Source organism: Lysinibacillus sp. NPDC047702, from assembly GCF_050272555.1.
Lineage (GTDB): Bacteria > Bacillota > Bacilli > Bacillales_A > Planococcaceae > Lysinibacillus.
This window is the reverse complement of sequence record NZ_JBNNMG010000008.1, coordinates 26,250-51,239: the sequence shown is the minus strand read 5'-3', so window position 1 is coordinate 51,239 and position 24,990 is coordinate 26,250. Positions and strand designations below refer to the sequence as shown.

Here is a 24,990-nt window from a genome sequence, read left to right as displayed (position 1 = left end):
TTGAAGTCTTGCAGTGGATTTTTGATTATACAGAATGCCGAAAGCTCCCGAGGAATGATCCTTTGGGAGCTTATCCTTTGAAAGGACGATATTAGCATGAATAAAAATATTTTACTTTGTGTTTCAGGTGGTATAGCGGTTTATAAGGCTGTCGCTCTTGTTAGCAAGCTTTCGCAGGCAGGAGCAAATGTAAAAGTCATTATGACTGCATCCGCTAGACAATTTGTAAATCCATTGAGCTTTCAAGTGATGTCCAAAAATGATGTCTTTTTCGATACATTTGATGAAAAGGATTCTAGCGTTATTGCCCATATCGATTTGGCGGATTGGGCAGATTTAGTGTTAGTTGCACCTGCTACAGCCAATATCATAGGAAAACTGGCAAATGGCATTGCTGATGATATGGTAACGACAACCTTGCTAGCCACAACTGCACCTGTTTGGATAGCACCTGCTATGAATGTACATATGTATGATCATCCAGCGGTTATACGGAATTTGGAGCAGCTTGCATCAGATGGCTATCAATTTATTGAGCCTTCAGAAGGATTTTTAGCATGTGGCTATATCGGTAAGGGACGTTTAGAGGAGCCAGAAAAAATTACAGCGATTGTCCAAGAGTATTTTTCAGAAACAGTAAAGAAGCTCGCTGGAAAAACTGTAGTTATTACAGCAGGAGCATTCTATATGCCAGTGGACGAACAGCATGTGATCAGTACGTATGCAAACGGTAGAATTGGTCAGGCGTTAGCACAAGAGGCAAAGATACTTGGAGCAACAACAATCCTTTTAGATGAAAACGATGCGAACGTGCATAAACTTTTGGCAAAACTTGAGGACTATAAAAAACAATATCCTCAGGCTATTTTCATCCATGCAGCTAATATGCCTTCAATCGAAGATGCACCAACATTATCGATTGAAGGAACAGCAGCAGTAACCTTTGGACAAAGGGTTATAGGTGAACCGATGTTAACCATTACATCTGATAAATGGATTGATTTTAGTGAAAAAGCAGAAATAAACGGACGGCCTTTTGATACATCGAATGCTGAGCTTTTTGCGAAGGCGCTATGGGCATTTATTATTAAAGGTGAGGAGCAATGAGCTGTTTAATTGCAGAGGTTATAGTGGATGTCTCAACATATCATGTGGATCGTCCATTTGATTATCAGGTGCCTGTAGAGTGGTCAAATGTTATTGAAATGGGTTGTCGTGTAAAAGTACCATTTGGACCAAGAAATGTACTAGGCTTTATAGTGGGATTAAAAAACGAAACAGAAGTACCCCTAAATAAAATTAAGGCAATTACACAAATATTAGATATAGAGCCTGTGTTAACAGAAGAAATGCTGTTAATGGCAAAGTGGTTAAAAAACGAAACAATATGCTATGAAATTGATGCCTTACAGGTTATGCTCCCGTCTGCACTGCGAGCGAAATATGAAAAAATTATCATCATACAGGAAGGACAGGATGTCGCTTTACCAAAAGAAGTACAGGATATTTTTGGTAAGAGACAAAAGGCTAATTTCAAGGAATTTGAGCGTGCTGGTCTACTGCCTTTATTAAAACAGCTTATCACTAATCATCTTGTTAGACTTGAAAATATTGTGAAACAGCAGGGACATGTAAAGGAAATCCGTATGGTCAAAATTTCTGACAATCTAGAAGATATAGAGAAAGCCATAGAAAGTGCAGCAAGAGCAGCCAAGCAGCGCTTTTTAATTGAATGGATGAGGAAACAAATAGGGGAGATCCTAACGCCGCAGCAAATCTATGAGGAAACAGGCGTATCCTCCTCGGTATTGCAGGCAGTTATTGACAAAGGAGCTGCTCAATTTATTCAAGAAGAAGTGTATCGTGATCCTTTTACGAAGGAGGTTTCCCGCACTTCATCCTTACACTTGACAGAGGAACAGGACATTGCATTAAAGGCAATTGCTACATCAATGGCGGAACGAGCTGGGAAAACTTTTTTATTGCATGGTATAACTGGAAGCGGTAAAACGGAAATTTACTTACAAGCTATTCAGAAGGTTTTAGATGATGGTAAAGAAGCGATTATGCTGGTGCCTGAAATTTCATTAACACCACAAATGACGGAACGTTTTCGTAGTCGCTTTGGTGAGCTTGTTGCTGTCATGCATAGCGGGCTATCTGTTGGAGAGAAGTATGATGAATGGCGTAAAATTCAACAGGGAAAGGTGAGCGTTGTTGTAGGAGCTCGTTCAGCTATCTTTGCGCCTTTTACAAATATTGGTTTAATTATTTTAGATGAGGAGCATGAATCTACGTATAAGCAAGAAGATTCACCGAGATATCATGCAAGAGACGTAGCCATTTGGCGAAGTGAATTTCATAAATGTCCTGTTATTTTAGGAAGCGCAACGCCTGCATTGGAATCATTCGCTAGGGCTAAAAAGGGTGTTTATGACTTACTTACATTAAAGCAGCGTGCTCTGCATCAAGCGTTACCGACTGTTTTTATTGCTGATATGCGAGAGGAGCTTCAAAAAGGAAATCGTTCTATGTTTTCTGAGCAGCTTGTTGAGGCAATGCGTATAAGGCTTGAGAAGCAAGAGCAGATGGTATTGTTTTTAAATCGCCGTGGCTATTCCTCATTTGTGCTTTGTCGTGATTGTGGTACGGTTGTGCAATGTCCGAACTGTGACATTTCGCTAACATATCATCGCACAACTGAGAAATTAAAATGTCATTATTGTGGGTATGAGGAGCGTGTTCCACAAATTTGCCCACAATGTCAAAGTGAGCATATTCGCTACTTTGGCACAGGTACACAAAAAGTGGAGGAAGAAATTTATAAGCTATTTCCTGAGGCAAGGGTGCTTCGGATGGATGTGGACACAACAAAGCAAAAAGGCGCACATGAACAAATTTTACAGGCATTTGGAGAAGAACAGGCAGATATTTTGCTTGGCACGCAAATGATTGCAAAAGGGCTTGATTTTCCGAATATTACGCTAGTAGGTGTTCTAAGCGCTGATACATCATTACACCTCCCAGATTACCGGGCAGCGGAGCGTACATTTCAGCTATTAACACAGGTTAGTGGCAGGGCTGGAAGACATAATAAGCATGGAGAGGTTATTATACAAACGTATACTCCAGAGCATTATGCCATTGAGTTGGCACAAATACAGGACTACGAGCCATTCTATGAACGAGAAATGTTTTTACGTCGTCGTTCAAGCTATCCACCTTATTTTTTTGTTGCGCTTGTTCAAATCTCTCATGAAGATGTTATGATTGCAGCGGAGTATGCTGGGCGTGCGGCAGATTGGCTGAGAGGAAATTTATCTAATCAAGTTGCTATTATAGGTCCAACAACAGCAAGTATTAGTCGTCTCCAAAATAGATATCGCTATCAATGTTTGATAAAATATAAAATTGAACCAAATCTGATTGCTGTCTTACAGCGCCTTCTTGCAATGTATAGAGCAGAATGGATAAAAAAGGGAATATTAATGACGGTAGATTTAGATCCATCAACAATCTAACTATTTATCTTCATTCAGCAGAAGACTTCCACCTCTACAGGTGGTGAGATGAATGCGGTTTTGTTTCCTTTCCAGTGGGTGTCCAAACACCTACTGAATGAAGATAAAGCCTCTGGCGGATGTCACGGAATCGGAAAGGAGTTCTTTATGCAAGCACAAAGCCGATTCCGGACGCAATTATGCCGAGGCATAATTGATTAGAAATGATGAAAGAATTATTGAACGGTTGTTTATCTAATATTGACCTACAGAGTAGACAAGGCCTTAAAGCCTGAAATAGTAGAAATGAGGAAACAGAAAATGGCTATAAAAAAAGTTGTAGAACATCCAGCACAGGTATTATCTACACCGTGTGCAGAAGTTACAGAAATAAATGAAGACATAATTACATTGCTAGATGATTTATATGACACAATGGTTGAATATGATGGGGTTGGTATTGCAGCTCCTCAAATAAATGTTGGCTTACGAGTTGCAATTGTGGAGCTTGGTGAGGAACGAGATATTCTAGAAATGATTAATCCAACTGTTATTGAGACAGACGGAGCGGAAATAGATATTGAGGGCTGCTTAAGTTTCCCAGGGTTATACGGTGAGGTTGAACGCCCTGACTATGTGAAAATCGAAGCTTGTGATCGTGAAGGACGCGTTTATGAGTTAGAAGCTGGAGGTTTTGATGCACGAGCTATTTTACATGAAATTGATCATTTAGATGGCGTGCTATTCGATTCAAAAATCAAACGCATTGTCACAGAGGAAGAACTTGAGGCAATGTACGCAGAAGAGGAGGAGTAATATGACGTCAATAATTTTTATGGGAACACCAGATTTCTCCGCGCCAATTTTGCGTATGCTACACCATGAAGGCTACGATATCAAAGCAGTCGTTACACAGCCAGATCGTCCAGTTGGCCGTAAGCGTGTACTTACGCCACCCCCTGTAAAGGCTGTTGCTATTGAATTAGGCTTACTCGTAATACAGCCTGAAAAGCTACGAGGTTCTGAGGAATTACAGCAAATCCTTGATTTACAGCCTGATCTAGTTATAACAGCAGCATTTGGACAAATCTTGCCGAAAGCATTACTAGAGGCACCACAGCTTGGATGTATTAACGTTCATGCATCACTTTTACCAAAATATCGTGGTGGTGCACCGATTCACCAAGCGGTTATTGATGGTGAAAAAGAGACAGGTGTAACGATCATGTATATGGCTGAAAAGCTTGATGCAGGTGATATTATATCTCAGAAGGCTATCCAAATCGAAGAGGATGACCATACAGGTGGTCTATTTGATAAGCTCAGTGTAGTAGGCGAAGAATTATTAAAAGATACACTTCCTTCTATTATAAATAAAACAAATAGTCGAACGGTACAGGATGAGGAGCAGGTAACCTTTGCAAGTAATATTTCACGTGAACAAGAACGTATCGATTGGACCAAAGATGCTGCAACTTTATACAATCAGGTACGGGGTCTCCATCCATGGCCAGTAGCCTATACGACCTTTGAAGATGGAAACTTCAAGATTTGGTGGGCAAAGGTTGGCAACACAAAGCATGATGCTAGTCCTGGTACAGTCGTTGCAATTTCAAAGGATTATTTTGAAGTTGCAGCTGGAAATGGCACAACACTTGCGCTATATGATGTACAACCAGCTGGTAAAAAACGTATGATAGCTGAAGAATACTTGCGTGGTACAGGTTCTAAATTACAGATTGGGGACCAGTTTAAATGAGTAAAAAAAGCGTAGTAATTTGGGATGGAAATGTGCGGGATGCTGCCCTTTCTATTCTTTTAGCAGTAGATAAAAATCAAGCCTATAGTAATTTACTTTTAAGTGAAACGATAAAGCGACATAAAATTGAAGCGAAGGATCGTGCTCTTTTAACAGAAATTACGTATGGCACCCTACAATATAAAATGGCACTTGATTATTATTTAGAGCCATTTATTCGTGGCTCTGTGGATCTTTGGGTGCGCTGGCTTTTACGATTATCCTTATATCAGATTCATTATTTAACGCGTATTCCTCCGCATGCAGCAGTGAATGAGGCTGTAGAAATTGCCAAACGACGAGGTCATCAAGGTATTGCTTCTATGGTCAACGGTATTTTACGATCTATTTTACGTCAGGGTGTAGCTTCTACTGATGAAATTAAAGATCCAATTGAGCGCCTTGCTATTGAAACGAGTCATCCAGAGTGGTTAGTGCAACGCTTTGTGGATAACTATGGTATGGAAGTAGCGACTGAGATGTTACAGGAAAATAATGTGCCACCTGTACAGACTGTCCGTGTTAATACGACAAAGGTAAATATCGAGGAAGCGATTGCTAGCTTAGAGGCGGAAGGCTTAACGGCTAAAAAAAGCGATATAATGCCAGAATGCTTACATGTTACAAATGGTCAGCCTGCTCGAACAAAAGCATTCCAAGAAGGACTGATTACGATTCAGGATGAAAGCTCGATGATTCCCGCTAATGTCCTACATCCATCTCCTGGTATGCGTGTGTTAGATATGTGTGCCGCACCAGGTGGAAAAACAACACATTTAGCAGAGATTATGAACAATGAGGGTTCGATTTTAGCGACTGATCTTCATCCCCATAAATTAGATTTAATAGACCATAATACAGATCGTCTGGGAATTGATATAGTAGAAACTGCGCCGATTGATGGACGCAAAGCACCAGATTTTCTACAGCCAGAATCATTTGATGCTATTTTAGTCGATGCACCTTGTAGTGGTCTAGGTGTCATGCGTCGTAAACCAGATATTAAATATACAAAGCGTGAGGAAGATTTAGAAAATCTCCAAAAAATACAATTGGCATTGCTTGATGCTGCAACAAAAGTATTGAAAATCAAAGGGAAGCTTGTGTACAGTACTTGTACAGTCGATAAAAAAGAAAATGAGGGCACTGTAACTGCCTTTTTAACAGCGCATCCTGAAATGGAAGCGATACAACTAGAATCTTTACCAACAAAATTAGCGGAAAAGCAAGCAAATGGCATGCTTCAAGTCTTTCCACAAGACTTTGGCAGTGACGGTTTCTTCGTTGCCGCCTTTCGTAAAAAAGGAGGATCCAACTAATGGTGGATCAAGAGAAATTTAATGAACGTATCAACGATTTAGTTGACGAAGCGGAAGAAAAGCCTGTCCGACGCACAAAAAAAGAAAAGCCTAATTTAAAGGAATCTGTTTATTCTTTACAACCGAAGCAGTTAGAAGAGTGGTTAAAGGAAAATGGTGAAAAACCATTTCGTGCAGCACAAATCTTTGATTGGCTATACAATAAACGTGTAAAGACATTTGCTGAAATGTCTAACCTTTCAAAGGGATTACGAGAAAAGCTTGAAGCAAGTTTTGCTTTAACGACATTGTCAACCATTGTTCAGCAAGAATCCAAAGATGGTACGATTAAATTTTTATTTCAATTACAGGACGGCTATTCTATTGAAACAGTATTAATGCGACATGATTATGGTAATTCTGTTTGTGTGACAACACAGGTAGGCTGCCGAATTGGCTGTACGTTCTGTGCCTCTACTTTAGGTGGTTTAAAGCGTCATTTATTAGCAGGAGAAATTGTGGAGCAAGTTGTCAAAGTTCAGCAGACATTAGATGAAGTGGGAGAACGTGTCTCGCATATTGTTATTATGGGAATTGGAGAGCCTTTCGATAATTATGATGCGATGATGAACTTCTTAAAAGTCATTAACCATGAAAAAGGATTAAATATCGGTGCGCGTCATATTACTGTTTCGACTTCAGGCATCGTACCAAAGATTTATCAATTTGCTGATGAACAGCTTCAAATTAACTTTGCTGTGTCCCTGCACGCACCAAACCAAGAGGCACGTCAAAAATTAATGCCAATCGCACGTGCCTATAAATTAGATGAATTAATGGAAGCTGTTCGTTACTATACACAAAAAACTGGCCGACGTGTGAGTTTTGAGTATGGTTTAATGTCAGGAGAAAATGATTCAGTGGAAATTGCAGAAGAATTATCTGCGTTAATAAAAGGAATTAAGTGCCATGTCAACTTAATTCCAGTAAACTACGTACCAGAACGTGATTATGTGCGTACATCTCGTAGTCAAATTTTTGCTTTTGAAAAAACATTAAAGAAAAATGGTATTAACGTAACAATCCGCCGTGAGCAAGGCTCTGATATTGCTGCTGCGTGTGGTCAATTACGTGCGCAAGAGAGATCTGAAGAGACGAGGTGACCAGTGTTGAAATACACAGTCGAAAGTGATATTGGGTTAAAACGAGCAATTAATGAAGACCGTGCTGCATTTTTTAAACGGCCAGATGGGCTTGCACTAGCACTCGTTGCGGATGGCATGGGTGGTCATAATGCTGGCGATGTTGCGAGTGATATGGCAATGAAACAAATGGAACATGTTTTTTTACAGGCAGAAGCACATCATTTTGCATCTACAACATCAAAAGAAGAGTGGTTATTACAAACAGTCAAGCAACTGAATAAAAATATCTATGACTATTCTTTATCACATGAAGACTGTAAAGGAATGGGCACGACATTTATTGCAGTGTTAATAGAAGATAATCATTGCTTCATTGCACATGTTGGTGATAGTCGGGTGTATTATTTCTTTGATGATGGTGCACAACAAATAACAAGAGATCATTCATATGTAAATGTTTTGGTTGAAAATGGAGAAATTAGTGAAGAGGAAGCATTGACACATCCGAAGAAAAATTTCATCCTAAGAGCTGTAGGCACAGAAGAAAGCATTAAACCAGACTTTTATGAAGTGGATTTAGCATCAGATTCGTATTTACTCATTTGCTCTGATGGTTTAAGCAATAAATTAACAGTGTATGAAATGGCATCTATTATTACGTTTCCAGATTCCATAGAAGAAAAGGGAAGAAAACTTGTAGAATTAGCAAATGCCAGCGGGGGGGAAGACAACATCTCCCTCGTGCTGCTCACAAGGCAAGATGAGGAGGTGTAAGTATGCTTGTAGGAAAACGAATTAGTGACCGCTATAAAATTATTGAACTCATTGGCGGCGGAGGTATGTCCAATGTCTATTTGGCACATGACATGATCTTAAACCGTGATGTAGCGATAAAAGTATTACGCTATGATTTTACAAATGAGGATGAATTACATCGACGTTTTCAACGTGAGGCACTTTCTGCTACAAGTCTTACACATCCAAATATTGTTAGTATATATGATGTAGGCGATGATGGAGATCTACATTATATTGTAATGGAGTATGTTCAAGGAAAAACGTTAAAGCAGTACATACAGGAATATGCACCAATTTCTCCTGCTAGAAGTGTGCATATTATGAAGCAGTTGACGTCTGCTATTGCTAATGCCCATGAAAATCACATTATTCATCGTGACATTAAGCCTCAAAATATTTTAATGGATGCTGAAGGAAATGTGAAAGTAACTGATTTTGGTATAGCAATGACGCTTAGTGCAACATCCTTTACACAAACAAACTCTGTGCTTGGTACTGTACACTATTTATCACCAGAGCAGGCTCGTGGTGGTACAGCAACAAATAGATCAGATATATATGCACTTGGTATTGTATTATATGAATTATTGACTGGAGAATTACCATTTTCAGGTGAATCGGCTGTTTCTATTGCCTTGAAACATTTACAAGCTGAGACGCCCTCTGTACGTGCATTTGATGCTACGATACCGCAGAGCTTGGAGAACGTTGTGTTAAAAGCTACAGCAAAGGATGCTGCTCATCGTTATTCGACAGTTGAAAAAATGCAGGAAGATTTAGAAACTATTTTATCGCCCAATCGAATAAACGAGCCTAAATTTGCAATTCCATTTGATAATGATGCCACTAAGGCAATTCCTATTATAAAAGACCAAGCTATACGAAATGATGAGGATTTAACGAAAACTAGAGCCATTGAACCGATTACACAATTTAAACCGAAACAAGGCCCTAAAAAGACAATTGACAAGGTAGAGCCTATTAAGAAAAAGAAAAAATGGCCGAAATATGTTGCTGGGTTATTTATTGCAGTAATTGCGATGTTCTTATACTTTTTATTTGCTACGGAACTCTTTAGCCCGAAAAAGTCTCCTGTACCTAGTGTGACAGGTTTAACTGTTGAGGAAGCAGAAAAGAGATTAGAAGCAGAGGGCTTTGTTGTAGGTGAGATAAAGTCACGTAATGATGAGGAAGTTGAGAAGGATAAGGTGATTGAAACAGACCCAGCAGAAAAGGCAGAGCGTGTCAAAGGAACGGAAGTGGATATAATCGTCAGTCTTGGAGAAGAAATGACGAAAATTGATAGTTATAAAGGGCGACCATTTAGCCAAGTGGAAGCATTACTAAAGGACACATTTGCGTATATAGACTCTGAAGAAGTTTATTCACAAGAGCCAGCTGGCACCATTATTGGTCAGGAGCCAGAGGGAGGTACTGAAGTAATCGCCAAAGATACGACTTTATTATTTAAAGTTAGTAAAGGAGTACAATTGGTTAAAGTGGGGAGTATTGTAAATTATACTAAGGCTCAAGCTGAAGCGTATGTAAAAGATAAAGGCTTAAAATTGCATATAGTTCGTGAAGAAAATCACAGTACAGTACCAGCGGGAAGTATTATTTCACAATTGACAAAAGCAGAGGCAGAAGTTGAGGTAGGTTCAACAGTAAGTGTTATCTTAAGTAAGGGACCTGCTAAAAAGCCTGATAAAACTTTTGTCAAAATAGTCAAAATTGAGTATAAACCGAATGAGGAAGGCTTAGAACAAACCGTTCGAATTGAAATTCAAGATAAAACTCATTCAATGGTAGATACTTATGATACATTCCCTATCACGGCTGATAGGGAATACAAAATAGAGCTTGTTATTGCAGAAGGTCAGGAAGCGGCCTATAAAATTATTCGTGATTCGGAAACCGTTGCTGCAGTTAAAATCAATTACGATGATTTCAAATAAGGGGGAATTGGATGGCGCAAGGCCAAATACGCAAAGCATTAAGTGGTTATTATTATGTTTATGATGGAGCTCAACTCATACAATGTCGAGGACGTGGGGTATTTCGCAATCGTGGGGAATCCCCACTCGTTGGCGACATGGTAGAATACACGCTAGAAACGAAGGGATCAGACGGTACTATTCAAAAAATAATGGATCGTCAAAATGAATTAGTACGCCCTCCAATTGCTAATATCGATCAAGGTATTCTTGTGTTTTCTGTAAAAGAACCTAATTTTAATACGATTTTATTGGATCGATTTTTAGTTGTCTTAGAATCATTTCATGTTCATCCGATCATTTGTTTAACCAAAATGGATTTGCTAGAGAATCATGAACGTGAAGAATTGCAAGGCTATATAAAAGATTATGAAAGCATGGGATATACTGTACTGCAAACCTATAAAGGGGAGGAAGAATTAATTGAACGGCTTCAGCCGATATTAAAAGGAAAAACCTCTGTGTTAGCAGGACAGTCTGGCGTTGGTAAATCCACACTGTTAAATACTTTAATTCCAGATTTGAATTTAAAAACAGGCATTATCTCACAAAGCTTAGGACGTGGAAAACATACGACACGCCATGTTGAATTAATAGAGGTATGTGATGGTTTATTAGCAGATACACCTGGATTTAGTTCATTTGATTTTGATGATATTGAAAAAGAAGAACTAGGAGCATGTTTCCCTGAAATGGTTCAAGTGGCAGAGGATTGTAAATTCAGAGGTTGTTTACATTTAAAGGAGCCAAAATGTGCCGTGAAGGTAGCTGTAGAGGCGGGAGAAATTCGTGAATACCGCTATAAGCATTACGAACAATTTATGCAAGAAATTATGGATCGAAAGCCGAGGTATTAATGATGATACAAATTGCACCATCAATTTTAGCAGCTAATTTTGCTAAATTAGGAGAAGAAGTAAAGGAAGTAGAAAAAGCGGGTGCCCAGCTTATTCATATTGATGTAATGGATGGTCATTTTGTGCCGAATATTTCCTTCGGCTCTATCGTATTAGACGCCATTCGTCCTTTAACGAATTTACCGCTAGACGTTCATTTAATGATCGAAAATCCTGATCAATATATTGAACAATTCGCCAAAGCAGGGGCAGACTATATTACGGTGCATGTTGAAGCTTGCCGCCATTTACACCGTACAATTCAATTAATTCGGTCATTAGGAGTCAAACCTGGTGTTGTTTTAAATCCACATACACCTATAGAATCTATTCAACATATTTTAGAGGATATTGATATGGTGCTGTTTATGACAGTGAATCCAGGCTTTGGTGGACAAAAATTCATTCATTCTGTGGTGCCGAAAATTGAAGCGTTAGCAGCTATTATTAAAGAGCACAATCTTAATATTGCTATAGAAATAGATGGTGGCATTAATGCAGAGACAATTGTTCCATGTGCAAAGGCTGGGGCGACAATTTTTGTAGCAGGCTCAGCTATTTACAGTAAAGAAGATCGTACAGCAGCTCTTCAGGAAATTCTTGCTGCTGGTGAGGCAGCGATTAAAGGATGACACTAGTTGTTGTTTGTGCTGGTGGTCCTAAAGAGGAGCTATGTTCATTTGTTCCATTTACAAAGAAAGAGGATGTACTATTTATTGGGGCTGATCGAGGAGCACTATATTTAATCGAGCAAGGCATTACACCACATGCGATTGTTGGAGATTTTGACTCTTTAACACATGAGGAATATGAGCTTGTGATGAAGCATACCAATGATAGACAACGATTTCAGCAAGAGAAAAATGAAACAGATACTGATTTAGCACTGTTAAAGGCTTATACCTACCAACCATCAGAAATTGTACTCACAGGTGTTACTGGTGGACGCTTGGATCATTATGAGGCAGCAATCCGCTCCATTTATCGTCTGCAAAGGGAGCATCCGAAGATTGTCTTGAAGATTATGAATCATGCAAATCTATTACAATTTATAATGCCAGGTACTCACATTATTCAAGCAGATGAACAATACCGTTATTTATCTTTTTTTGCACATGAAGAGCCGATCAAAAATGTTACATTAAGGCAAGTGAAATATGAAACAACCAATGAAGAAATTACTTTAGGTACATCTCGATTTACAAGTAATGAAATAATAGGTGATTCAGGGTCTATATCTTTCTCACAAGGCATATGTTTAATGATAAGAAGCATAGATTAGTGTAAGGAGGAGATAGTCCTGAAAGTCTATACTTTTCAGTTGCCAAAAGTTGTGAGTAGTATTACGCGTACATGTATCAATCTTTTTAAAAAAGACAAGAAAGTAAAAAAATCCGACTAACTCTGGTCGGATTTTTTTTCTGCACTAGCGTTTGAAAACTACTATTAGATTCTTCGTTTATAAGATTCTTTTTTTATAGTTCTGAGAAAATAAATCTAAAGCCTCTATTCATTACACTGAAATAATGAATAGAGGCTTTATAGCTGCTTGTTGCACTATATTAAAATGTACAAAGGCGGTTGGTAGTATGCCCGATTAGAAAGAAAAAAATCGATTTGCGCTATATGCCAAATCGATTTTTTAGAAGCGGCGATTAAACGCGCTCGATTTTACCTGATTTTAATGCACGAGCAGAAACCCATACACGTTTTGGTTTACCGTCAACTAAGATACGAACTTTTTGAAGGTTAGCACCCCAAGTACGTTTGTTAGCGTTCATAGCGTGGGAACGGTTGTTACCAGTACGAGCTTTACGTCCAGTGATTACACATTGTTTTGGCATGTTGTATTCCCTCCTTACTGTTAATGCTGAAAGATTATTATTTCAGTTCGGTATTTCACATACCATAATAATTTAACATACCATGACGTTCAGTGCAACAGTTTTCACATAACCTTTCAAGAAAAAAACCTTTACAGACAGAAAACCATTCTCTAATTTTGTTTAATAATAAAGAGAAGGCATCATCTTATTTTCCTCGATAGCCAAGTTTAGCTGAGACATGTTTACCAGTTTTCACTAGAGAATCTGTTAGGTTTTCAATATGTTCTGGAGAAACATTAAAGCTTACAAAGCCTATGCTTACGGCACCTACTACCTCACCAAAACCATTTAGAATGGAGACGGCAATCGAAGAGGTTCCTGCTGTTCTTTCTCCATGACTAATGGCAAATCCTTGTTGTCTTATTATAGCAACCTGTGCCTCGAATTCAGCGATTTCTTCATGTGGCATGAGTTGCTCCATGATTTCTTTTGCTTGAGCAACAGGCATAGCAGCTAATATAGCTTTATTTGCAGCACCTATATGCATTGGTATACGAATTCCGAGCTGATCGTAAATACGAATTGGATTAGCAGCGCTGTCAATTCTTTCAATAATAATCGTATCTAATCCAGCAGGTTTACTTAAATAAACGCTTTCCTCTACTTTTCTTGCTAAACGCTCTAATTCAGGTCTTATTTTACTAATGTAATCCATCGTATCATACACTTGTAAACCAAGCTCCATCCATATTGTACCGAGTCGGTATTGTTTCGTCTGCTCGTCTTGCTCAATCATTCCTTGCTTAATCATCGCTTTTAAAATTCTATGTAATGTACTAAGCGGCAAATCACATTTTGCCGAAAGCTCTGATATGGACAAGCTGTTTTCACTTGTTTCAGAAGCTAAAACTTTAGCAATCGTCATTGCACGTTCTAATAATTGCATATCATTCCCACCTCTCCTTCCTATTATTTTATTTTTATTCCTTGTCTGCGTCTAGTTCTATAATCACAGTATTATCTTTACATTAGAAAGCATTATAAGTATTCAATTTTATCGCAAAGAGCAGTATGAATATAAAAATTTTTCTAAATATATTGACAGTATAGCATAAAACACATATATTTTTCTTATAAACTTTCCTCTTAACGGAAACGTTTTCCACCAAACGGAAAAGGGGTGAAGGGAATGCATTATTGTTCATCAATGTATGCACCTTTAAAACACGTAATAGTAAAACATCCACAAGATGCTTTCCGAAGCCAGGAGCATCTTAGAGATGAATGGAAAACATTTAACTACTTATCAGAACCAAATTTTGATGAGGCACTAAGAGAATATGCAGGATTTATTGCGATTCTTGAAAAGTATGTTGACAAAATTGATTATTTACCAGAATCAGAGAATGTAGGCTTAGACTCCCTTTATGCACATGATCCAGTCAAATTTACGCCAAAAGGAGCTATTATTTTAAAATCTGGTAAAACTCTCAGACAACCTGAAGCAGCCGTTTATAAAGATTTTTTACAAGAAAAAGGTATTCCAATCATTGGCGAATTAACAGGGGATGCAGTTTCAGATGGCGGCGATATTGTTTGGCTTGATGATCAAACACTTGTTGTAGGGAGAGGGTATCGAACAAATGATGAAGCAATTCGTCAGCTAAAGGAAATGACAGCTGATATCGTTGATGAATTTATTGTTGTACAACTTCCACATGATTTAGGAGAGGCAGAATGTTTACACTTAATGTCCTTTATTAGCATGGTTGATAAAGATCTGGCGGTCGTACATTCCCGATTAATGCCAGTATTCTTCCGTCAGCTATTAATCGAACGAGGTATTCAATTGATTGAGGTACCGAAAGATGAATACGACGGATTAGGCTGCAATGTGCTAGCACTAGCACCAAGAGTATGTATAATTCCACAAGGAAATCCAATAACAAAACAGCAGCTACTTGATGCAGGGGCTACCGTTTATGAATACAAAGGTAATGAAATCACAGTAAAAGGAACAGGTGGACCAACTTGTCTAACTTGTCCAGTGGTAAGGGGATAAAGTGAGGGAATGCTCTTCATCCCTCTGAATAGTAAGTATTGCTAGTTATATAAGATATAAAAGGAGACGAAATACATGTTTAAAAATGTTATTGTAAAAAATCCAGGTAATAGTTTTGTAAACGGTTTAACGACAAGTGATTTAGGAAAACCAGTATTGGAGAAATTATTTGAACAACATGAAAAGTATGTGGAAGCGTTAAAAAAATGTGGCGTAGAAGTAACTCAGCTTCCTGTAAATGAGGCATTTCCAGATTCAACATTTGTAGAAGACACTGCTGTTTTAACATCTGAGTTTGCGATTATTTCAAATCCGGGTGCAGAGGCTCGCAATCGTGAAATAGAAGATATCGAACCAACAGTAAAGAAATTCTATGAGAAATTATATTATATTGAAGGTTCAGGAACACTAGATGGTGGAGACGTGCTACAGGCTGAAAAGAAATTTTATGTTGGTATTTCTGACAGAACAAATGAAGAGGGAGCAAGACAATTTAAAGAAATAGTTGAAAAAGAGGGCTATGAGGCAACGATTATCCCATTAAAGGAATTCTTTCATTTAAAAACAGGGATCGCCTATGTGGGTCAAAATCGCATGGTTCTTGCAGGTGAATTTATCGATCATCCTGCCTTTGCTTCCTATGAAAAAATTATCATTCCAAAAGAACATGAGTATTCAGCAAATTGTATTCAAGTTAATGATTATGTGATTATACCAGCTGGCTATCCAGAAACTAACCGTAAGCTAAATGATTTAGGCTACCAAACAATTGAGCTTGAGATGTCTGAATTCAGAAAACATGATGGTGGACTAAGCTGTTTATCGTTACGCTTTTAATCAAATGTACAACTACCCAATCAATTTATAAGGGATAAATTGATTGGGTACTTTAATACTATAAATATCAGAATATTTATTATATTGGGGATATATAGAAAGTGGGGATGGAATGTGAATAACGGAGAACAACTTTTAAACCGTTCAATGAAAAGCCGTCATTTATTGATGCTATCACTTGGCGGCGTTATTGGGACAGGTTTATTCTTAAATGTTGGCTATACAATCAATCAGGCAGGTCCCGGGGGAGCTTTAATTGGGTATTTGTTTGGTGGTTTAATATTATATATGGTTATGAATTGTCTTGGAGAACTTGCTGTTTATATGCCTGTAACAGGATCTTTCCAAACCTATGCAACACGTTTTATCAGCCCATCAGCTGGCTTCTCATTAGGATGGATGTACTTTGTTGGATCGGCAGCAACAGCAGGGGTCGAATTTACAGCTGCGGGAATTTTGATGCAGCATTGGTTTCCGGATGTGCCAATTTGGATCTGGTGTGCAGTGTTTATGGTTCTTCTATTTGTCTTAAATGCACTAACAACAAAGGGTTTTGCAGAAGCAGAGTTCTGGTTTGCGAGTATTAAAGTCATTGCGGTCATAGCATTTATTATTATTGGGGGTGCTGCGATTTTTGGTTTGATTCCATTAGCAGATCGCCCTACACCACATTTTTCGAATTTAGCACCTTCTGGGTTATTCCCGGCAGGAATAAGTATTATCTTTGTCACGATGATGAATGTTATCTTTTCTTATCAGGGATCTGAGCTTGTCGGTATTGCTGCAGGGGAAACGGAGAGTCCAGAAAAAAATATACCACGAGCAATACGGACGATTCTTTTTAGAATCATTGTTTTCTATATTGCTTCTATTATTGTATTGTCTGCAATATTCCCATCTTCTGAGCTGGGCTTATTAGAAAGTCCATTTGTAACGTTAATGAATTTAGCTGGCGTTCCATATGCTGCCGGTATTATGAATTTTGTTATTTTAACGGCTATTTTATCAGTAGGAAACTCATGCTTATATGCATCAACACGCTTGCTATGGTCGATGTCTAAAGAGGGAATGGCTCCAAAATTATTTGGACGTCTCACTAAAAATAAAGTGCCCTTGAATGCATTGATCTTTACCATGCTTTTCTCATTGCTTTCGCTATTAACAAGTGTAATGGAAGCAGATGCAGTATTTGTTTTACTCATGTCTATTGCAGGTATATCCGTTACGATTTCTTGGATGGGAATATGTGCTTCTCAATTGATGTTCCGCTATCGTTATGTAAAGGCTGGAGGAAATGTAGCGGATTTAAAATTTAAAACACCATTTTATCCATTAATTCCAGTGTTTTGTATTAGCTTCTGCGTGATAATCCTTGCCTTTTTAGCATTCGATCCAACGCAAAGAATTGGTTTACTCTATGGTATTGGATTCTTTATAGCATGCATGATTTTCTACAAGGTTAAATTGAGTAAAACAAATACGGTTTCTTCTGAGCTGGAAATAACAGAACAGGAATCACTGGATAGACAATGAAATGCATTCGATCTTAAAAAATCGAATAAAGGAGACTTTTTTATGAAAAATTATTATTGGGATTCACCTGAAAAATTAAGAGCATTGTTATGTGAAATTGTTAGCTGGGAAAGTAGAACACTAACGAAAGGTGAGAATGAGTTTGCTTATAAATTAAAAAATATATTGCAAACGCTTTCTTATTTTCAAGATAATCCGCAATTCATTGAGCTGCATGATGCAGGACTTGGGCGTAATGCTGTAACAGCCTTGTATAAGCATCCAGCTGCGACAGAGACAGTGGTATTAATTAGTCATTTTGATACTGTCCATACAGAGGAGTATGGAGAGCTTGAACCTTTTGCCTTTTATCCAGAAGAATTAACAAGAAAGTTGATGGAGCCTAAATACAAAAAAGATTTACCTGAAGCCGCAAGAATTGATTTAGAATCTGGTAATTATCTATTTGGCCGTGGAACGATGGATATGAAAATGGGACTTGCATTGCATATGCAATTAATCGAAAAAGCAAGCATTGAACAATGGCCCATTAATTTAATTTTAACGGCTGTACCTGATGAAGAAGTGAATTCGGCGGGGATGAGAGCTGCAGTTGTGGAGCTAGTCAGACTTCGTGAACAATATGGTTTAACTTATAAACTATTTTTAAATAGTGAGCCATCGTTTTCACAGGGACCTGCTGATATAAATGAATATATCTATTCAGGAACTATCGGGAAAATTATGCCTGCAGCCTTATTCTATGGGAAAGAAACACATGTTGGCGAGCCATTAAAGGGAATGACCGCGAACTTTATTGCTTCTTATATGACACAGCATATGGAGTGGAATCCAATATTCCGTGAAACAGATCTTGGTGAGAGTACACCATTACCGGTATCCTTACAATTAAAGGATTTGAAAATGGAGTATTCCACACAAACGCCATATCGTGCGGCTGCTCTTTACAATGTGTTCCTATTAAAGAGAACTGCATTCGAAGTAATGGATATATTTGAGCAAGTAGCTTTAGAGGCTATGTCAGCTTGTAATCAGTCCTATCAACAAATTTGTGAGCGTGAAAAAGTCAAAGGTGTTGGTGAGGTGAAAGTCCTACGCTATGAGGCGCTTTTGGAGCACGCAATTCATAAATTAGGTACCGAGGAAGTGGCATCCATAAAGCGTCAGGTTCTGGAAAATAGTGTATGGGATGATCGTGAGAAATCCATCCGAATTGTGGATCAGCTAATGATTCGTTGCCAAGAACTTACGCCAGCAACTGTATTACTGTATGCTCCACCTTATTATCCTGCTATCAATTCATCGAATCATCCATTAGTAATTCAATCGATTGAATTGATGAAGAAAACAGCCAAAACATTTGATATTGAAGTAGAGCAAATTCATTATTTTAATGGTATTTGTGATTTGAGCTACGTGAACTATTCAGATGATTCAAATGGATGGACTGCTTTTGAGCGCAACACACCAGTATATGGCGATACGTATAGTATTCCATTTGAAGCCATGTCTGCTTTACAAGGCCCTGTTCTGAATGTTGGTCCCTTCGGCAAGGACGCCCATCAAAAAACAGAAAGATTACATGTGGACAGTGCCTTTAAGGAAATGCCTGTGATGCTTGACACTCTTATTAAGAGTCTATTTTAATAGTAGTAGATTTATTGAGAGCGACTTATGCCTATATGGAAAAGTCGCTCTTCTTTCATTGGCTTTAGATAGAAGAATTAGTTAATTAGTAACAGGCTTGTTATGGTAAAATAAAAATTAGAAATTTAATTAAAAATAAACGGAGGAAAATAGATGAAGAAATATATTATCACTTTGCTAATCGTCTTAGCCTTTCTAACAAACCCATCATCATCTAAAGCGGAAGTACAGTGGGACGGGGCTCAAGTTGCTAAGGGGCAAACGGGAAAAATGACCTTTACAAAAGATGTAAAAGTATATAAGAAAAATGCAAATGGTACGTATAGCTCGATGACAGTTAAGCGCAACAACTATTTCCGAGTGTATGATATTGAAAAGTATGACAATAAAACGTTTTATTGGATGAGCTCGGGATACCGTGTACAAGCAACGGATTTAGTTGTTTTTAAGAAAGTACCTCTGAACATACGCGCTTCTTTTTATGATAATCCTGGCTATATCAACATCAATGGTCAAGCCTCAAACTTAAACTATGGAACACATTATTTAAAAGGATTTGAATATGGTTCCCCTAGCTATGATATTGTTATTGGTGAAAATCTATACTACGATTATACGTACCCATCTGAGGGAAATATTAGAGGGGGCTATATTGATGCCACAGATATTCGCGTTGCCGAAACAATAAAAAGAGATGAAGGACTCTATAAGCTAACAGCCGATACACGGCACTTAAGAGGTCCAATGGCTGGAGGAAATGCGGGAGGAAAATATTCAAAAGGAACTGTTTTTCAATCGTTAGGAATTGAAATAAATGGATATCTTAGAATGCAAGAGCTAGGAACATGGGGAGAAGATTTTATTTTTACATATATCCCTGTAACATTACTCCAACCTGTGCAAGCTCAAGAGAAACGCTATATTCGATATGGAGTTATTGGTAAAGGTAAAAAGTCCAAAGAGCTAAAGCGTTTTGATGAAGTAACTTTATTGACAGAAAAAAATATGACAGCTTGGATTGAGATAGATGGGGAAACGTATTATGTACCGAAAAAAGTCCTAGCTACCATAAAACCGAACGAATCACCAATTATTACAACATCTTTCTTGCCAAATGATACGCTTCAGCAACTAGTATATACGAATGGTGTATATAAGAAAACAGCTAATAACCGTTTTGAGACGCAGAACAACAATCAGTTCATTGACTATCATGAAACGGAACAAACCTTTAATTATGAAAAGGATGGTATCAAATATTTATTTGAAAAGCCAGTTACAGAAGGCTCAAAAGTGACTAGAGTAGAGAACGGAATGAAAGATGAAGGGTTTGTTCGTGCCATTCATTACACATTCACAAAGCCATCAGGTACGTTCAACAATGTTGTGGAAACGTCCTATGGTGAATTTTTTGCACCAGGCTATGGTTATATCAATGGGTATAGCAGCGAACTAAGATCCTATGAATAACCAATCCTTTGCTTTTTTTGCTTGAAGGGTGAAAATCTTAATAAACAGGTGAGGAAAAAGAATAGTTTTTCCTCACCTTTTTGATTTTTGGGCTTTGATCTTACTTCCTATTTAGCTGTAAAAAAATGTATGATTAACTGAACAAGGCATGGGTGGATTTAAAAAATATAGAGTTTTTCAATAAAAATGCCGAATTAGAGATTGCTATTGAAGATAGAAATTATTGGAAAAAGATTTAGAATGCCCGCCGTGAAAGAGCAATCTTTTCCTATAAAAGAATAGGATAAGGATGAAGGAATTTTAAGACGAGATTGTTTAAAAGCTTGCATATTTGTGGATTGTTTACGAATGAGTATCCTTTAAACAGAATTTCATGAAATGAATGTGAATAGTTAGCTATTTTCAATTGATTTTCAACAATTTTGAGGAGACTACTTGTATTTTTAATTATTTAGACGATAAATATAGGAAATATTATTTACTAAATTGCAATAGGAGCGGACAGTATGGAAAATCAAGAAAAACTTGCTCTCGCTATACGTCAAGAAATGATCTATTTTAATTTGAAGCGTATGCGGACAGTGGCATGGTCATTAATGTATGTATCAGTCGTCATTACAATCATACATTATGGTGAGGTTTTCTTTTCAAAAACAGAAAGAGTGATGGTGCCAGCTTATATTGCGATTCATGTTATTTTGTTTTATATTGATTTGGCTGTTTTATTACTTATTAAAGAAAAGAAAATACATGTTACATTCTTGAACTTGCGCAAATATGAAATGATCCTACTTATGTATATTTATATAGTTTTATTGTTAATTACAGCTATCACAGTAATGGATGTATATTATTTTAAACATGCTGCTTTATATGAGGTACTGTTTTTAATTATTTGTACGGTTTTCGCCATTTCTTTTCGTAAGATATATCCACTTGTTGTAGTAACAGCACTAGCAATTTTTATCAGTGCTTATTTGGGTAATGGAATATCAGGTGAAAGTATCAAAGTTTTCCTGCCGATGTCCCTTATTCTTCCAATAGGGTTCGTTATTCAGCATCATATTTACAAGGTTCAGAAACAATTTATAACGCAACATATTTTATTGGGTGAAGAAATGACGAAATCCAAGCAATTATCAAAATTATTAGCTGAAAAAAATAATGAACTGTCAGAGCAAGCACTTCGTGATTCGTTGACAAATATTCCAAATCGACGAGCTTTTAATAACAAACTTGCGCAAATAGGGCAGCAGCTTCATAAAGCCAAAAACATAACAGTGATGATGATTGATATTGATTTCTTTAAAAATTTCAATGATCATTATGGTCATTTACAAGGTGATGAGGCATTAATCAAGGTTGCTGCTGTACTAGACGAAATTGCTGGAAAGTATAATGCGTTTGCTGCACGATGGGGAGGCGAAGAATTTGTAATTATCAGCCAACATGCATCCAAATTTGCTGAGCATGTTTGTGAAGAAATTTTAGAGGAAGTCCGTAGTTTAAACATTCGTCACGAACATTCAAAAATAGCCGATACCGTAACAGTCAGTATCGGAATGTGCCATGCCAAAATTTCAACTATTGAACAATTAGAAACATGCTGTGAATTAGCTGATCAAGCATTATATAAAGCAAAGCAAAACGGACGTAACAACTTTTATGGCAAAAATGAATTATTCGATGAAGAAGTATTTTATCCTATATAATGCAAGTGAAACGTTGATACAGAGCGTTTTCATGCCCTCTTAGGTTGCTTATTGTATAACGAAAGTGTTACAATATAGTTTAGTCAAAAAGAGCCAAGGGGGCATTTCTATGTCAATTGAATTAAACAATGAATTCGGCCAAATTGATATTTCAACAGATGTACTTGCACAAATTGCTGGTGGCGCTGCTGTAGAATGCTACGGTATTGTTGGCATGGCATCTAAACATCAAATTCGTGATGGTCTTACTGATATTTTACGTAAAGAAAACTTTGCAAAAGGTGTTGTTATTCGACAGCAGAACGACGATCTACATATCGATATGTACATTATTGTTAGTTATGGTACGAAAATCTCGGAAGTGGCTTACCAAGTACAGTCGAAAGTGAAATATACAGTGGATAAAACGTTAGGTATGAGCGTAAAATCTGTCAATATTTTTGTGCAGGGCGTTCGTGTAGCGAATGATTAAGAGGAGGAACTAAATCGAATGCAGTCTTTAGACGGAATAAAGTTTGCGGAAATGGTGCAAATGGGTGCTCATCACCTATTCCAAAATGCAAATTATGTTGATTCATTAAATGTATTTCCAGTGCCAGATGGCGATACAGGAACGAATATGAACTTATCGATGACATCTGGCGCCAAGGAAACAGAGCATTCTGCCTCAGAACATATTGGCAAAACATCACAGGCTTTGTCAAAAGGATTACTCATGGGAGCTCGTGGTAATTCTGGCGTTATTCTATCTCAGCTATTTCGAGGCTTTGGTAAGTTTATCGAAAAAGAAGCTGCAATTGACGCTAAGGGATTTGCAGGTGCCTTCCAAGCAGGCGTAGATACGGCATATAAAGCAGTCATGAAACCTGTTGAAGGTACGATTTTAACGGTTGCTCGTGAAGCTGCAAAAAAAGGCGTTGAAGTGGCTGAAACTGAAAACGATATCATTAAGGTGATGGAGGCATTTACAGCGGAAGCAAAAGCATCATTAGAGCGTACACCTGAGTTACTTCCAGTTCTTAAAGAAGTAGGTGTTGTTGATAGTGGTGGTCAAGGTCTTTTATTTGTGTATGAAGGGTTTTTAGCTTCCTTGAAAGGTGAACCATTACCAGAGAAAAATGAAGCAACGTTAGATGATCTAATCAATGCAGAACATCATAGAGCACAGGATTTCATGAATACTGCGGACATTGAATTCGGTTATTGTACGGAAATTATGGTGCGATTTGAGGAAGGCAAAGAGCCTTTTAGTGAAGAACAATTTAGAAACGAACTAAACCCACTAGGTGATTCTTTGCTAGTGATTTCAGATGAAGAAATTGCGAAAGTGCATATCCATTCTGAGCAGCCAGGTGCTGTTTTAGCAATGGGACAAAAATATGGCAGTTTGATTAAAATTAAGGTTGACAATATGCGTGAACAACATTCTGCAATTGTTGGTGAGGATCATAGAGCAACGACTACAGTCAAAAAGGTTGAAAAACATCCATATGCTATAGTAACAATTGCAATGGGTGAGGGCGTAGCTGAATTACTTCGTTCAATCGGTGCATCTTACGTAATTGAAGGTGGTCAAACAATGAACCCTTCAACTGAGGATATCGTGAAAGCAGTGCAAGAAATTGGTGCTGATAAGGTGTTAATTTTACCGAATAACAAAAATATTGTCATGGCAGCTGAACAAGCGGTTGAGCTTCTAGATATTGAAGCAGCAGTAGTACCTACTAAAACTATTCCTCAAGGTATGGCAGCTATTTTATCGTTCAATCCAGAAGCAACAGTTGACATAAACCAAGCAGCAATGAGCGAAGCGTTTGCTAACGTAAAAACTGGGCAAGTAACTTATGCAGTGCGTGATACGTCTATAGATGGAATTCAAATTCATAAGGATGATTTCATGGCTCTTGCAGAAGGGAAAATTGTGTTATCTACACCTGCATTAAAAGATGCTGCTGAAAAGGTAATTACTGATTTAGTAGATGAAAATGCTGAAATTGTTACAGTTATTTATGGTGAGGATACAACTGAAGAAAATGCCTCAGAGTTAGTGAAATTTATCGAAAAGAACTATCCAGAGGTAGAAATTGAGCTATTTAATGGTAAACAAGGATTATATCCATATATTATTTCGGTAGAATAATTAGATGCTACTTAGCAAATGAATAGATAAAGCAGTGCACAGTTCGTGTACTGCTTTTGTTTATGCTATAAGGAGAATAGAAGATAATTACTAACTTACAGTAGCCATAAATAAACAACTCATTGTACGTACCTAGAGGACGATAAAATTGGAAATACTGGAATATAAGCCTTCCTAGGTTGCTGTATGTAGAGAATGGACAATAAATAGCAATATTCTCATTGTATAAATTATAGTCGTGTAAATTTTCTGAAAGTTGATAAATTATTGCTTTACTTTTATAGTTACTATCAAGCATGATATAAGTAAATGTAAATATTATTATATGGATAGA

General features: G+C 37.6%; 22 protein-coding genes. 20 read left to right on the top strand and 2 right to left on the bottom strand.

Annotation, left to right across the window (positions count from 1 at the left end):
* Positions 1-96: 96 nt before the first annotated feature.
* From coaBC to spoVM, 12 genes are all read left to right on the top strand, one after another.
* Complete coding sequence (gene coaBC / locus ACQKIM_RS06235; protein WP_427540656.1) at positions 97-1,107, top strand: bifunctional phosphopantothenoylcysteine decarboxylase/phosphopantothenate--cysteine ligase CoaBC; 1,011 nt, start codon at positions 97-99, stop codon at positions 1,105-1,107.
* Positions 1,104-3,521, top strand: a complete 2,418-nt coding sequence (gene priA / locus ACQKIM_RS06230; protein WP_427540653.1) for a primosomal protein N' — start codon at positions 1,104-1,106, stop codon at positions 3,519-3,521. The genes coaBC and priA overlap by 4 nt, the downstream gene beginning before the upstream one ends.
* A 300-nt stretch (positions 3,522-3,821) precedes the next feature.
* A complete protein-coding gene (def, locus tag ACQKIM_RS06225; RefSeq protein ID WP_427540650.1) occupies positions 3,822-4,316 on the top strand; it encodes a peptide deformylase in 495 nt (164 codons plus the stop codon).
* A gap of 1 nt (position 4,317) precedes the next feature.
* Positions 4,318-5,259 (top strand): methionyl-tRNA formyltransferase, encoded by a 942-nt coding sequence (fmt, locus tag ACQKIM_RS06220; protein ID WP_427540647.1) that lies wholly within the window; start codon positions 4,318-4,320, stop codon positions 5,257-5,259.
* Complete coding sequence (gene rsmB / locus ACQKIM_RS06215) at positions 5,256-6,617, top strand: 16S rRNA (cytosine(967)-C(5))-methyltransferase RsmB (RefSeq protein ID WP_427540644.1); 1,362 nt, start codon at positions 5,256-5,258, stop codon at positions 6,615-6,617. Before fmt ends, rsmB begins: the two co-directional genes overlap by 4 nt.
* Positions 6,617-7,759 carry a 23S rRNA (adenine(2503)-C(2))-methyltransferase RlmN gene (gene rlmN / locus ACQKIM_RS06210; protein ID WP_427540641.1) on the top strand — a complete coding sequence of 381 codons (1,143 nt, stop codon included), beginning with the start codon at positions 6,617-6,619 and terminating at the stop codon, positions 7,757-7,759. Before rsmB ends, rlmN begins: the two co-directional genes overlap by 1 nt.
* A gap of 6 nt (positions 7,760-7,765) precedes the next feature.
* Positions 7,766-8,515: a Stp1/IreP family PP2C-type Ser/Thr phosphatase gene (locus ACQKIM_RS06205; RefSeq protein ID WP_427540924.1), complete on the top strand. Its 750-nt coding sequence runs from the start codon at positions 7,766-7,768 to the stop codon at positions 8,513-8,515.
* 2 nt (positions 8,516-8,517) lie between these two features.
* Positions 8,518-10,494 carry a Stk1 family PASTA domain-containing Ser/Thr kinase gene (gene pknB, locus ACQKIM_RS06200; protein ID WP_427540638.1) on the top strand — a complete coding sequence of 659 codons (1,977 nt, stop codon included), beginning with the start codon at positions 8,518-8,520 and terminating at the stop codon, positions 10,492-10,494.
* 11 nt (positions 10,495-10,505) lie between these two features.
* Positions 10,506-11,390 (top strand): ribosome small subunit-dependent GTPase A, encoded by an 885-nt coding sequence (gene rsgA, locus ACQKIM_RS06195; RefSeq protein WP_427540635.1) that lies wholly within the window; start codon positions 10,506-10,508, stop codon positions 11,388-11,390.
* Between the two features lie 2 nt (positions 11,391-11,392).
* On the top strand, positions 11,393-12,061 hold the full coding sequence (gene rpe, locus ACQKIM_RS06190; RefSeq protein WP_427540632.1) for a ribulose-phosphate 3-epimerase: 669 nt from the start codon (positions 11,393-11,395) through the stop codon (positions 12,059-12,061).
* On the top strand, positions 12,058-12,711 hold the full coding sequence (locus ACQKIM_RS06185) for a thiamine diphosphokinase (RefSeq protein ID WP_427540629.1): 654 nt from the start codon (positions 12,058-12,060) through the stop codon (positions 12,709-12,711). Before rpe ends, ACQKIM_RS06185 begins: the two co-directional genes overlap by 4 nt.
* 12 nt (positions 12,712-12,723) lie before the next feature.
* A complete protein-coding gene (gene spoVM / locus ACQKIM_RS06180) occupies positions 12,724-12,831 on the top strand; it encodes a stage V sporulation protein SpoVM (protein WP_376781229.1) in 108 nt (35 codons plus the stop codon).
* Between the two features lie 253 nt (positions 12,832-13,084).
* Here spoVM and rpmB read toward each other — a convergent pair whose 3' ends face one another.
* Positions 13,085-13,273, bottom strand: a complete 189-nt coding sequence (gene rpmB / locus ACQKIM_RS06175) for a 50S ribosomal protein L28 (RefSeq protein WP_004227417.1) — start codon at positions 13,271-13,273, stop codon at positions 13,085-13,087.
* 187 nt (positions 13,274-13,460) lie between these two features.
* A complete protein-coding gene (locus ACQKIM_RS06170) occupies positions 13,461-14,201 on the bottom strand; it encodes an IclR family transcriptional regulator (protein ID WP_427540626.1) in 741 nt (246 codons plus the stop codon).
* Between the two features lie 243 nt (positions 14,202-14,444).
* Between ACQKIM_RS06170 and ACQKIM_RS06165 the strand changes: the two genes are divergently transcribed.
* From ACQKIM_RS06165 to ACQKIM_RS06130, 8 genes are all read left to right on the top strand, one after another.
* Entirely contained in the window at positions 14,445-15,317 is an 873-nt protein-coding gene (locus ACQKIM_RS06165) for a dimethylarginine dimethylaminohydrolase family protein (RefSeq protein WP_427540623.1), read from the top strand.
* A gap of 75 nt (positions 15,318-15,392) precedes the next feature.
* The gene (locus ACQKIM_RS06160; protein ID WP_427540620.1) at positions 15,393-16,154 is read left to right on the top strand and encodes a dimethylarginine dimethylaminohydrolase family protein; all 762 of its coding nucleotides are present in this window, start codon (positions 15,393-15,395) and stop codon (positions 16,152-16,154) included.
* Positions 16,155-16,301: 147 nt separating this feature from the next.
* Positions 16,302-17,687: an amino acid permease gene (locus tag ACQKIM_RS06155; protein WP_427540920.1), complete on the top strand. Its 1,386-nt coding sequence runs from the start codon at positions 16,302-16,304 to the stop codon at positions 17,685-17,687.
* Between the two features lie 42 nt (positions 17,688-17,729).
* Positions 17,730-19,334 (top strand): M20/M25/M40 family metallo-hydrolase, encoded by a 1,605-nt coding sequence (locus tag ACQKIM_RS06150; protein WP_427540617.1) that lies wholly within the window; start codon positions 17,730-17,732, stop codon positions 19,332-19,334.
* A 153-nt stretch (positions 19,335-19,487) separates the two neighbouring features.
* Complete coding sequence (locus tag ACQKIM_RS06145) at positions 19,488-20,804, top strand: hypothetical protein (protein ID WP_427540614.1); 1,317 nt, start codon at positions 19,488-19,490, stop codon at positions 20,802-20,804.
* 506 nt (positions 20,805-21,310) lie between these two features.
* Positions 21,311-22,516: a GGDEF domain-containing protein gene (locus ACQKIM_RS06140; protein WP_427540611.1), complete on the top strand. Its 1,206-nt coding sequence runs from the start codon at positions 21,311-21,313 to the stop codon at positions 22,514-22,516.
* Positions 22,517-22,625: 109 nt separating this feature from the next.
* Positions 22,626-22,988 carry an Asp23/Gls24 family envelope stress response protein gene (locus ACQKIM_RS06135; RefSeq protein ID WP_054770620.1) on the top strand — a complete coding sequence of 121 codons (363 nt, stop codon included), beginning with the start codon at positions 22,626-22,628 and terminating at the stop codon, positions 22,986-22,988.
* Positions 22,989-23,006: 18 nt separating this feature from the next.
* On the top strand, positions 23,007-24,656 hold the full coding sequence (locus ACQKIM_RS06130; protein ID WP_427540607.1) for a DAK2 domain-containing protein: 1,650 nt from the start codon (positions 23,007-23,009) through the stop codon (positions 24,654-24,656).
* Positions 24,657-24,990: the final 334 nt, after the last annotated feature.

What these genes read in the sequence shown, in the direction of transcription:
- coaBC (WP_427540656.1), top strand. Translation starts at nt 97, where the DNA reads ATGAATAAAAATATTTTACTTTGTGTTTCAGGTGGTATAGCGGTTTAT.
- priA (WP_427540653.1), top strand. Translation starts at nt 1,104, where the DNA reads ATGAGCTGTTTAATTGCAGAGGTTATAGTGGATGTCTCAACATATCAT.
- def (WP_427540650.1), top strand. Translation starts at nt 3,822, where the DNA reads ATGGCTATAAAAAAAGTTGTAGAACATCCAGCACAGGTATTATCTACA.
- fmt (WP_427540647.1), top strand. Translation starts at nt 4,318, where the DNA reads ATGACGTCAATAATTTTTATGGGAACACCAGATTTCTCCGCGCCAATT.
- rsmB (WP_427540644.1), top strand. Translation starts at nt 5,256, where the DNA reads ATGAGTAAAAAAAGCGTAGTAATTTGGGATGGAAATGTGCGGGATGCT.
- rlmN (WP_427540641.1), top strand. Translation starts at nt 6,617, where the DNA reads ATGGTGGATCAAGAGAAATTTAATGAACGTATCAACGATTTAGTTGAC.
- pknB (WP_427540638.1), top strand. Translation starts at nt 8,518, where the DNA reads ATGCTTGTAGGAAAACGAATTAGTGACCGCTATAAAATTATTGAACTC.
- rsgA (WP_427540635.1), top strand. Translation starts at nt 10,506, where the DNA reads ATGGCGCAAGGCCAAATACGCAAAGCATTAAGTGGTTATTATTATGTT.
- rpe (WP_427540632.1), top strand. Translation starts at nt 11,393, where the DNA reads ATGATACAAATTGCACCATCAATTTTAGCAGCTAATTTTGCTAAATTA.
- ACQKIM_RS06185 (WP_427540629.1), top strand. Translation starts at nt 12,058, where the DNA reads ATGACACTAGTTGTTGTTTGTGCTGGTGGTCCTAAAGAGGAGCTATGT.
- rpmB (WP_004227417.1), bottom strand. Translation starts at nt 13,273, where the DNA reads ATGCCAAAACAATGTGTAATCACTGGACGTAAAGCTCGTACTGGTAAC.
- ACQKIM_RS06170 (WP_427540626.1), bottom strand. Translation starts at nt 14,201, where the DNA reads ATGCAATTATTAGAACGTGCAATGACGATTGCTAAAGTTTTAGCTTCT.
- ACQKIM_RS06165 (WP_427540623.1), top strand. Translation starts at nt 14,445, where the DNA reads ATGCATTATTGTTCATCAATGTATGCACCTTTAAAACACGTAATAGTA.
- ACQKIM_RS06160 (WP_427540620.1), top strand. Translation starts at nt 15,393, where the DNA reads ATGTTTAAAAATGTTATTGTAAAAAATCCAGGTAATAGTTTTGTAAAC.
- ACQKIM_RS06155 (WP_427540920.1), top strand. Translation starts at nt 16,302, where the DNA reads ATGAAAAGCCGTCATTTATTGATGCTATCACTTGGCGGCGTTATTGGG.
- ACQKIM_RS06150 (WP_427540617.1), top strand. Translation starts at nt 17,730, where the DNA reads ATGAAAAATTATTATTGGGATTCACCTGAAAAATTAAGAGCATTGTTA.
- ACQKIM_RS06145 (WP_427540614.1), top strand. Translation starts at nt 19,488, where the DNA reads ATGAAGAAATATATTATCACTTTGCTAATCGTCTTAGCCTTTCTAACA.
- ACQKIM_RS06140 (WP_427540611.1), top strand. Translation starts at nt 21,311, where the DNA reads ATGGAAAATCAAGAAAAACTTGCTCTCGCTATACGTCAAGAAATGATC.
- ACQKIM_RS06135 (WP_054770620.1), top strand. Translation starts at nt 22,626, where the DNA reads ATGTCAATTGAATTAAACAATGAATTCGGCCAAATTGATATTTCAACA.
- ACQKIM_RS06130 (WP_427540607.1), top strand. Translation starts at nt 23,007, where the DNA reads ATGCAGTCTTTAGACGGAATAAAGTTTGCGGAAATGGTGCAAATGGGT.